Origin of the sequence: Mycobacterium sp. ACS4331 (assembly GCF_001667265.1) — a bacterium.
GTDB lineage: Bacteria > Actinomycetota > Actinomycetes > Mycobacteriales > Mycobacteriaceae > Mycobacterium.
On sequence record NZ_LZHW01000086.1, the window covers coordinates 18,059 to 27,519 of the forward strand.

The window sequence follows — 9,461 nt, forward strand, 5'->3', positions numbered from 1 at the left end:
TTGGTGGAGACCACCGACAAACTCCCGCCCCTCGTGATTCTCAGTACTGGCCCAACGCGTTCTGCATCGCCCCAGCCAGCACATTCACCGCCGGGCCCCCGTTGCCCGACTGGCACACCTTCGCCTGCAGCAGCACGTTCTCCCGCAGTCTGGTCTGAGTGAAGCAGCGCCGGTCGGTGCCGGCCTCCTGTTTCACCCAGGCCGCGTCCGCGGGACCGGTCGAACCCCCGGCGAACGACCACACCTGCGTCACTCCGTTGTCCAACCGCATCGTCGCCGTCTGGTCGTGGCATCCGACCGTGCGGTCCATGACCCGGCGGAAGGCGCGCTGTGAGGCGTCCACGGTCGCGAACACCCCGATGGCCTGTTTGACGAAGTGGGTGTCGTCGGTGGGCGACGTCTGCGCCGTCGCTCCGTTGAACGACGCGAGATCCGGGTCGTTGTACACCTCGGGCAGGCCGATGTCAGCCCAGTTGTTACAGACCGGGAGATCGACGGAGAACGCCTGGAACGGCACGCTGAACAGCGTCTCTGCGGTGATCCGGCCTCCGACGATGTTGCTCACCGAGCCCTTGCCGAGCACCGCGTAGTTGACCACGCCGGGGTCCGACGGGCGAGCCTGCGCCGGCACCGCGAGCATGGTCGCGCACGCCATGGTCGCCGCGGCGGCCACCGCCGACGCGCGCCGCATGCTCACACCTTCGCCAGCAGCGTCACGTCGATGTTGCCGCGAGTGGCCTTGGAGTACGGACACACCTGGTGCGCCTTCTGCATCAGGTCGTCGGCGACGGACTGTTCGAGGCCGGGCAGATACCCGATGAGCTCAGCCGTCAGGCCGAATCCACCGTCGGAATCCTTGCCGAACCCGATCTTCGCCGTGATGCCGCTGGCATCGTCGATCGCGATCTTCTCGTTGCGGGCCACCAACCTCAGGGCTCCGAGGAAACATGCCGAGTAACCGGCCGAGAAGAGCAGTTCGGGGTTGACCCCCTCGCCGCTGCCGCCCATCTCCTTGGGCGGCCGGGTGTCCAGGTCGATCTTCCCGTCGGCGGACTTCACGTGACCGTCTCGGCCTCCGCCGCTTGCGGTCGATTCTGCGGTGTAGACGACATCGATGCTCATTCGTGCACTCCTGTCTTTATCTGCCGAATTCCGATCATGCCAGGAGTTCCACTCTCCCCGCGAGCGCGCTGGCGCGTCCCCCGCCCCCACGGCGAGCGTGCGTGTCTGTTCGAGAAACGCCGCGCCACGGCGTACAAGGTCGGGCGCTCGCGCGGGAGAAGCAGGCAGAATGCAGCACCCACCTGTGCGGGTTCATCGTTCGCCCCCGTCGTGTCGTTCACCCGCCTCGGCGCGGTCGGCTGCGGTGGTGCAGGGATCGTGATGCCAGTCGCCGAACGGGTCGTCGAGGTCACGCCACCCGTTGGGGTCGGCCAGTTCGGCGTCGGTGAGCAGGGCATGTCGCAGCGCCGCCAGAACGGCCGTCGGGTCGGCGCCGCAGACCAGAACCGTCATCGCGGTGTGCCGGTCGCCGGTCCGGTACTCCCAGATCAGATCGGCGATCGCCCGACGTTCCGGATCCACGTAGTTGACCTCTCGAGAAGTCATGGCTGCCAACCATTTTCCGGCGTTGCTTACTCGCAGTCCACCGCCCGCGGACTCCAGCCACATGGCGCAGTCCGGGCGGCTGGCCAGCCACAGGCGACCGCGCGCACGAACGACACCGTCGAGCAGGACGTCCACGGCGTCGTGCAGGCGCCGGGGATGGAAGGGCCGTCGCGCACCGAATTCCACCAACCGGACGATGCCGTCCTGCTCGAGCCTGGGCTGGCCCGCCAACAGTGGTCCATGCGGATCGACCGAGCGTCCGCGTGGAGAATCCTCTTCCAGGTGGGCCAACGCCAACTCCACCCGCTGCACACCCGAGGTGATCCGGGCCCGCGGGGCCAGGCGGCGCAGTACCGCCAGGGTGACGGGTTCGGGATGTTGGACAACCATGACGTCGGCGAACTCCGCCTGGCCCACCGTGACCTGGGCCAGCGTGCGGCCGTCGGCGAGGGACTCCTCTCCAAGCGAGTGGGACAGCCAGTCTGCGTCTATGCAGGTGATCACGGCGGCGATCCGCACGTCACGGGCCGCCGGTCCGTCGATGTATTCCGGTCCCACGCGCACGCGAATGTGGTTGATGGCGTAGCAGATCGGTTCGGGTTCCAGCCAGGGCGCGAGATGCACGACGATCCGTTCCACGTCGGCACGCCGGTGCAGTTGGCGCAACAGGATCAGCAGGTCGTTGCGGATGGTGCAGGAGACGCACCCGTGGGCGAGTTCCAGTGCGGATTCGGCGGTGCCGAGCACGCCGTCACGCAGGCTCGTCGTGGTGCGCCGCACGACATGCCCGTCGAACCGGTGCTCGACCACCACGGTGCCGGCCCGTTGCATCAGTACGCCGACCGCAGCGTCGGTGTCGGTCTGGCCCGCGACCAGGACCACCGGTGTGCGCATGACACCCTCCCCTTTATTGAGAATCATTTCCATTAAGAACGGGGTTCACGGTACAGTCCGGGTCACCGCTTGTCGAAAACGATTTTCATTAAGGGGCGCACATGTCCAACCACTGCCAGGTCACCGGCCGGCAACCCGGATTCGGGAATTCGGTCTCTCATTCACATCGGCACACGAGACGGCGCTGGTCTCCCAACATCCAGCGCAGGACCTATCTCCTCGCCTCCGAGGGCCGCCGCGTCACGCTGCGGGTCAGCACCAAGGGCATCAAGGTGATCGACCGTGACGGCATCGAGGCCGTCGTGGCTCGCCTGCGCCGTGACGGTCAGAAGATCTGATGGCACGCAACGACATTCGCCCAGTGGTGAAACTGAAGTCCACCGCGGGCACCGGTTACACGTACGCGACCCGCAAGAATCGGCGCAACGATCCGGACCGGCTGGTGCTGCGCAGGTACGACCCCGTCCTGCGCAGGCACGTCGAGTTCCGAGAGGAGCGCTGACGTGGCGAAGAAGTCCACAATCGTCCGCAACGAACAGCGCCGCGCCGTGGTCGCCCGGTACGCGCAGCGACGCGCAGAACTCAAGCGCACCATCGCCGCACCCACCAGCACGGTCGAGCAGCGCCAGGCCGCACTCGCCGAGTTGGCCCGCCAACCACGCGATGCCAGCGCGGTCCGTCTGCGCAACCGCGACGCAGTCGATGGCCGGCCCCGCGGTCACCTGCGCAAGTTCGGACTGTCCCGCGTGCGAGTTCGGGCCCTCGCCCACGAGGGGCACCTGCCCGGCGTCAGAAAGGCCAGCTGGTGAGGGCGTGCCTGCACAGGTGAGACCTGCTCAGGGCCGCGTCACACGGACACCCGCGCGCTGGGCGCACATCTGACGAGAACGGCCGATCCGGTCACGCAGTGTGACCGGATCGGCCGTTCCGTTCCGTGTCAGCGGGTCGGCGTCGCAGTCGGTGCGGGCGGCTGGGGCTGACCCGGCGCGCCGGGTCCACCCGGACCGAAGTTGCCCGGGCCCGGCCACCGGTGGCCCTGCTGAGGGCCGCCGGGGCCACCCGGATTCATTCCCGGCCCCATCGGACCCATCGGACCCATCGGTCCGCCTCGGTCGAACATCATGTCGCCGTGGTGCCGAAAGTGCCCGTCCCCACCGTCGGAATGACGGCCGAGGACGAACCCGGAGAAGAACACGACGGCGACGATGAACAGCGTGCCGGCGACGATCGCCACCCACGCCGCGACCTGGTAAAGCCGATTGGGCTTCTGCTCGACCACGGCCGGCGGCACGGTTTCGGTGCGCAGGGGGCCCGTGGGGTCGTTGGACGGCTCAAGCGTTTCACTCATACCGGGAATCATCCTCTTCTCGAACACAGTGCCGGTTAGACGCCAGTTATGAGGATGCTGTGAAGTCCCACGTCCCCATCGCCCACAGCACAGCCGCGCACGCACCGAAGTCGGGCGCGGTCATGATTCGAGCCTGACACGGGTCGGGGCGTTCTCCCGACACCACGTTCTACGAGGATGCGGGCTTGAACGGATTCACCGCGAACTGGATGACGCGGTACGGTGCCCGCTCCCGCGACTCGGTGTTCCACTGACTGACGAAGACACGCACGTCGTCGATGGTCGAGTTCGGCGCGATGTAGCCGCCATACGGCTGGGCCAGGCGGTTGTCCTCCGGGGCGGGCAGGTCCTCAGCCCGGTCCGGCCAGGTGGCGGCCCGCACCACGGTCGTTACGGGTGCGGTGCCCAGTTGCGTGGGGTCGGCGGCCACCCGGACCTCCATGTTCCCGGTGCTGGCGTTGAAGTACGACAGCACCGTCATGCCGTCGAGTTGACGCACGCTCATCTCCCCCACCTGATCACCCCACAGCGGGGTCGGCGGCTTGCCCCACCCGCCGTCCGCCCCCGGAAGAGCCGAAAACCCCTGCCACTTGGCGCGATCGGTGAAATCGGCGGGCGGCACCCGGTACAGCGTCACGGGCTGGGTTCGGTCGAAACTGTTGGCGACGATGTACACCCAGCCGGTCGGGGAATCCGGCGTTGGAATCCTGTCGTAGTAGCCGCTGATCTGGGACTGACGGCGGTCCGCGTACTCAGCCGGCCGGACGGACCCGGGGACGGTCTGCCAACCGCTCTGGGCGGCTTGCGCTTTCACCAATCGTGAGTCGCCGGGCACCAATCTGGTGGTGACGGTGACCAGCATGTAGTTCTGTCGGTTGATCTCGACCACACCCGATGGCAGCTGCGACGATCCGGGCGGGGTGGCATCCGCCAGCAGCGGACTGCCGATCCCGGTCACCCCGGTGTAGCGGACTCCGTCGGGCGAATCCAGCGACGAACGGTCCACGTGCAGGGCGATCGGCGAGAACCATCCGCCGAAGCCCACGCCCTGGCCCGCGAAGCTGTCACCGCACACCTGCAGCAGTTCGGTGGGGAATTCCATGAACTCGCACAGGTCCGTCGCGCCGATGCCGTAATCACTTGTCGGAGTGCCAGTCCCCGCGGTGGGGCCGATGCGGACCACCTGGCCGGGCGCCAGCAGGACGTCCGTCGTGGCGTGCGCCGGCGCGACCATCCACACCGCCGAGATCGACAAAATGGCGCAGGCCACTCGCACTTTTGCGCCCAAACGATCGTTTCGGCGCAAAAGACTAGAGGGATTGGGCCAGCAGTTCGGCGATCTGAATGGTGTTGAGAGCCGCGCCTTTTCGCAGATTGTCCCCAGAAACGAACAACGCGAGCCCGCGGCCGTCGGGCACACCCGGGTCCTGCCTGATGCGGCCCACCAGTGACTCGTCGGCACCGGCGGCGGCCAACGGCGTCGGCACGTCGACCAGCTTCACGCCCGGCGCATCGGCCAGCAGTTCCTTGGCGCGCTGCACCGAAAGAGGTTGCGCAAACTCGGCATTGATCGACAGCGAATGTCCAGTGAACACCGGGACGCGCACGCAGGTGCCCGACACGGCCAACTCAGGGATGCCGAGGATCTTGCGGCTCTCGTTGCGCAGCTTCTGGTCCTCGTCGGTCTCACCCGAACCGTCGTCGACCAGCGAACCGGCCAGGGGGACGACGTTGAACGCGATCGGGGCGACGTACTTGACCGGCGCGGGGAAATCCAGCGCGCTGCCGTCGTGAACCAACTGCTCGACACCGTCGATCACCGCACGCGCCTGCGTCGCGAGTTCCTCGACGCCCGCCAGCCCGGTGCCGGAGACGGCCTGGTAGCTCGACACGATCAACCGGGTCAGGCCGGCCTCCTCGTGCAACGGCTTGAGCACCGGCATCGCGGCCATCGTGGTGCAGTTCGGATTGGCGATGATGCCCTTCGGAAGGGACCGGGCGCGGTTGGCGACGTCTCTCTCGAAGTTGACCTCGCTGACCACAAGCGGGACGTCAGGGTCCTTGCGCCACGCCGACGAATTGTCGACGACCACCGCGCCGGCCGCCGCGAACCGCGGAGCCTGCACGCGCGACATGGTGGCGCCCGCCGAGAACAGGGCGATGTCGAGTCCGGACGGGTCCGCGGTCTCGCTGTTCTCGACCTCGATCTCCTGGCCGCGGAACGTCAGCTTCCGTCCCTCAGACCGCGCGGAGGCGAAGAACCGCACCGAGGTGGCGGGGAAATCGCGCTGCTCGAGCAGGGCGCGCATCACCTGGCCGACCTGCCCGGTCGCACCCACTACGCCGATGTTGACCATCGCTACCGTCCCGTTCCCGCATAGACGACAGCCTCTTCGTCGCCGCCGAGGCCGAATGCCTCATGCAACACGGCGACGGCCTTGTCCAATTCCGTGTCCTTGATCAGCACCGAGATCCGGATCTCCGACGTCGAGATCAGATCGATGTTGATGCCGGCCTCGGCCAGCGCCTCACAGAAGGTGGCGGTGACGCCGGGATGGCTGCGCATGCCGGCACCGATCAGCGAAACCTTGCCGATGTGATCATCGAAAAGCACCCGCGTGAAACCGATTTCGCCCTGCAGTGACGTCAGCTTCTCCACAGCGCCCGGCGCGCTCTCCCGCGAGCAGGTGAAGGTGATGTCGGTCTTGCCGTCCTCAACCTTGGAGATGTTCTGCAGAACCATGTCGATGTTGACATCGGCGTCGGCAACCGCGCGGAACACCTTGGCGGCGTAGCCGGGCACGTCGGGCACTCCGGTCACGGTGACCTTGGCCTCGCTGCGGTCGTGGGCCACTCCGGTCAGAATCGCGTCTTCCATCGGGATGTCCTCCATCGATCCTTGGACGAGGGTGCCGGGCTTGTCCGTGTACGACGAACGGACATGGATCGGCAGGTTGAATCGGCGCGCGTACTCCACGCAGCGCAGCATCAGCACCTTGGCGCCCGCCGCGGCCATCTCGAGCATCTCCTCGAAGGACACCGTGTCGAGACGGCGGGCGTTCGGCACGATGCGCGGGTCGGCGGTGAAGATGCCGTCGACGTCGGTGTAGATCTCGCAGACGTCGGCTTCCAGGGCCGCGGCCACCGCGACGGCGGTGGTGTCCGAACCGCCGCGGCCCAGGGTGGTGACGTCCTTGGTGTCCTGACTCACACCCTGGAAGCCGGCAACCAGCACGATCTGACCCTCGTCCAGGGCCTGACGCAGCCGCCCCGGGTTCACGTCGATGATCTTGGCGTTGCCGTGCGTGCCGGTGGTGATGACGCCGGCCTGCGATCCGGTGAAGGACCGGGCCTGGGCGCCCAGGGACTCGATGGCCATGGCGACCAGCGCGTTGGAGATTCGCTCCCCGGCCGTCAGCAGCATGTCCATTTCCCGCACCGGCGGCGCCGGCGAGACCTGTTTTGCCAGGTCAAGGAGGTCATCGGTGGTGTCACCCATGGCCGACACCACGACCACGACGTCGTTGCCGGCCTTCTTGGTTTCAACAATGCGCTCGGCCACGCGGCGGATGCGCTCGGCATCGGCCACGGAGGATCCGCCGTATTTCTGCACGACGAGCGCCACTGTCTGCCCTCTCAGGGTGGGGATTGGTCCCGTCAAGGATAAGGGAGAAGCGCACGTGGTTTTTCCACCCCGGCGATCGGCCGGACCGCTGCGGGCGGCTCAGTTCGGGCAGGACTGGTTCAGGGCGCGGATTCCGTCGCTGATCTGAGCGTTGATCGCCGACATCTCGTAGACGATCGGCGGTGTCTGCGCCTCGGTCCCCGGCTGCACGTTGGTCTGGGCGCGCAGGGCGGGCAGTTTGATCGTGAAGCGATTGGCTAGGTCGGCCACCCGCACGGCCTGCACGGCGAGGTCGGGGTTGGTGACGCGGCCGGAACGCTCGGCCAGGCCGTCGGCCCAGCCCTCATAGTCGGCGATGCTGGCGTTGTCGCCCTTCTCGTCGATGAGCTTGGTCTGCTCCTGGTTGAACTCCAGGAAGTCGCGGACGGGCCGGCACTCCTCCGAGGGCTTGTTGAAGACCGTCTCGTACAACACGACACCGAGGCCGACCAACAGGATGAGCCCATAGATCAGGAACCGTGGGTTGATATCGCGCAGGCGGTGCATCAGGAGACCCACCCTACCGACCGGGTCCGGACAGGGTTAACCAAGACGAAACACCGCGAGCCTGCCGCCGTAACAGTGACGACGGTCACTGACTGGTGATCGGCCACGGGAGGCCGGCACCAACCCCAGGAGAAAGTTCATGGACACAGGCACCACTGCCTTCATGCTGTGTTGCATCATCGGCCTGACGCTGATGATCCCCGGCCTGGCGTTGTTCTACGGCGGCATGGTTTCGGTGAAGAGTTCCACCAACATGATGATGATGACCTTCGGCGCGGCCTCGCTGGTCGGCGTGCTGTGGGTCCTGTTCGGGTTCTCGATGACGTTCGGGACCTCGTCGGGCGGCCTGGTCGGCAGCATCACCGAGTTCGCCGGGATGAAAGACCTGCTGGAACCGATGACCACGGTCGACGGCCTTCCGGTCAGTCTGTTCGCGTTGTTCCAGGCACTGTTCGCGGCCATCACCGTGGCCCTGATCTCCGGCGCGGTGGCCGACCGGATGAAGTTCGGCTCGTGGATGCTGTTCGCGGGCATCTGGGCCGTGCTGGTCTATTTCCCTGTGGCGCACTGGGTGTTCGCCTTCGACGGAGTGGTCACGGAGAACTCGGTCGGCGGCTGGATCGCCAACAAGCTCGGGGCCATCGACTTCGCGGGCGGCACCGCGGTGCACATCAACGCCGGTGTCGCGGCGCTGGCAGTCGCCATCGTGCTCGGAAAGTCGCTCAGCTGGGGCAGCGACCGCAAGCCGCACAACGTGCCGTTGACCCTGCTGGGCGCCGGGATGCTGTGGGCCGGCTGGTATGCGTTCAACGGCGGATCCGCTCTGGCAGCGGGTAACTCGGCATCGATCGTGATGGTCACGACGTTCGTCACGACCTGCGCGGCGGTGCTTGCATGGCTGATGGTGGAGAAGCTGCGGACCGGACACGTGACGGGTGTCGGCGCCGCGTCGGGAGCCATCACGGGCCTGGTCGCGATCACCCCAGCGTGCGGTGCGGTCACCCCGGTCGGGGCGATCATCCTGGGCCTGGTGGCCGGCGCGGTGTGCCCGTACGCCGTCGCGCTGAAGTCGAAGTTCGGCTACGACGACACTCTCGACGTCGTCGGCGTCCACCTCGTCGGCGGCCTGATCGGCACGCTCATGGTCGGCGTGCTGGCCAGCGAGTCGATGCCGAATGCCACCAACGGGCTTCTCTACGGTGGCGGGTTCGGCCAGCTGGGCAAGCAGGCGATCGCCGCTGGCGCCGTGATCCTCTACTCGTTCGTCGTCGCGTTCGCGATCGCGTTCGTGCTCAAGAAGACGATCGGCATTCGGGTGGCCCCCGAGGACGAGGAGAAGGGCATCGACGCGAAGTTCCACCGCGACGATCATCCTGGGCCTGGTGGCCGGCGCGGTGTGCCCGTACGCCGTCGCGCTGAAGTCGAAGTTCGGCGGCGCAG

12 protein-coding genes are annotated in these 9,461 nt (G+C 67.0%); 4 read left to right on the top strand and 8 right to left on the bottom strand.

Annotation, left to right across the window (positions count from 1 at the left end; genetic code table 11):
- Window positions 1-40 precede the first annotated feature (40 nt).
- The 3 genes from A5727_RS19845 to mrf form a co-directional block, all read right to left on the bottom strand.
- Window positions 41-691: a sensor domain-containing protein gene (locus A5727_RS19845; RefSeq protein ID WP_068253717.1), complete on the bottom strand. Its 651-nt coding sequence runs from the start codon at window positions 689-691 to the stop codon at window positions 41-43.
- A gap of 2 nt (window positions 692-693) precedes the next feature.
- Window positions 694-1,122 carry an organic hydroperoxide resistance protein gene (locus A5727_RS19850; protein WP_068253721.1) on the bottom strand — a complete coding sequence of 143 codons (429 nt, stop codon included), beginning with the start codon at window positions 1,120-1,122 and terminating at the stop codon, window positions 694-696.
- Between the two features lie 192 nt (window positions 1,123-1,314).
- Complete coding sequence (mrf, locus tag A5727_RS19855) at window positions 1,315-2,502, bottom strand: ribosome hibernation factor-recruiting GTPase MRF (protein ID WP_068253724.1); 1,188 nt, start codon at window positions 2,500-2,502, stop codon at window positions 1,315-1,317.
- Between the two features lie 101 nt (window positions 2,503-2,603).
- Between mrf and rpmB the strand changes: the two genes are divergently transcribed.
- Genes rpmB through rpsN form a run of 3 tightly spaced genes read left to right on the top strand, consistent with a single transcriptional unit; the run spans window position 2,604 to window position 3,311 of the window.
- Entirely contained in the window at window positions 2,604-2,840 is a 237-nt protein-coding gene (rpmB, locus tag A5727_RS19860) for a 50S ribosomal protein L28 (protein WP_068253727.1), read from the top strand.
- A complete protein-coding gene (gene rpmG / locus A5727_RS19865) occupies window positions 2,840-3,004 on the top strand; it encodes a 50S ribosomal protein L33 (protein ID WP_068253731.1) in 165 nt (54 codons plus the stop codon). The genes rpmB and rpmG overlap by 1 nt, the downstream gene beginning before the upstream one ends.
- Window position 3,005: 1 nt before the next feature.
- The gene (gene rpsN / locus A5727_RS19870) at window positions 3,006-3,311 is read left to right on the top strand and encodes a 30S ribosomal protein S14 (protein WP_068253735.1); all 306 of its coding nucleotides are present in this window, start codon (window positions 3,006-3,008) and stop codon (window positions 3,309-3,311) included.
- 128 nt (window positions 3,312-3,439) lie between these two features.
- Here rpsN and A5727_RS19875 read toward each other — a convergent pair whose 3' ends face one another.
- From A5727_RS19875 to A5727_RS19895, 5 genes are all read right to left on the bottom strand, one after another.
- Window positions 3,440-3,850: a hypothetical protein gene (locus tag A5727_RS19875; protein ID WP_068253738.1), complete on the bottom strand. Its 411-nt coding sequence runs from the start codon at window positions 3,848-3,850 to the stop codon at window positions 3,440-3,442.
- A 169-nt stretch (window positions 3,851-4,019) separates the two neighbouring features.
- The gene (locus A5727_RS19880) at window positions 4,020-5,084 is read right to left on the bottom strand and encodes a DUF4185 domain-containing protein (RefSeq protein ID WP_082949916.1); all 1,065 of its coding nucleotides are present in this window, start codon (window positions 5,082-5,084) and stop codon (window positions 4,020-4,022) included.
- Window positions 5,085-5,160: 76 nt separating this feature from the next.
- Entirely contained in the window at window positions 5,161-6,207 is a 1,047-nt protein-coding gene (locus A5727_RS19885; RefSeq protein WP_068253743.1) for an aspartate-semialdehyde dehydrogenase, read from the bottom strand.
- Between the two features lie 2 nt (window positions 6,208-6,209).
- Window positions 6,210-7,475, bottom strand: a complete 1,266-nt coding sequence (locus A5727_RS19890; RefSeq protein WP_068253747.1) for an aspartate kinase — start codon at window positions 7,473-7,475, stop codon at window positions 6,210-6,212.
- Window positions 7,476-7,574: 99 nt separating this feature from the next.
- A complete protein-coding gene (locus tag A5727_RS19895; RefSeq protein WP_068253753.1) occupies window positions 7,575-8,021 on the bottom strand; it encodes a hypothetical protein in 447 nt (148 codons plus the stop codon).
- A 139-nt stretch (window positions 8,022-8,160) separates the two neighbouring features.
- Here A5727_RS19895 and A5727_RS19900 point away from each other — a divergent pair.
- Window positions 8,161-9,461: ammonium transporter (locus tag A5727_RS19900; protein ID WP_082949915.1), on the top strand; the 1,301-nt coding region annotated here is incomplete at its 3' end.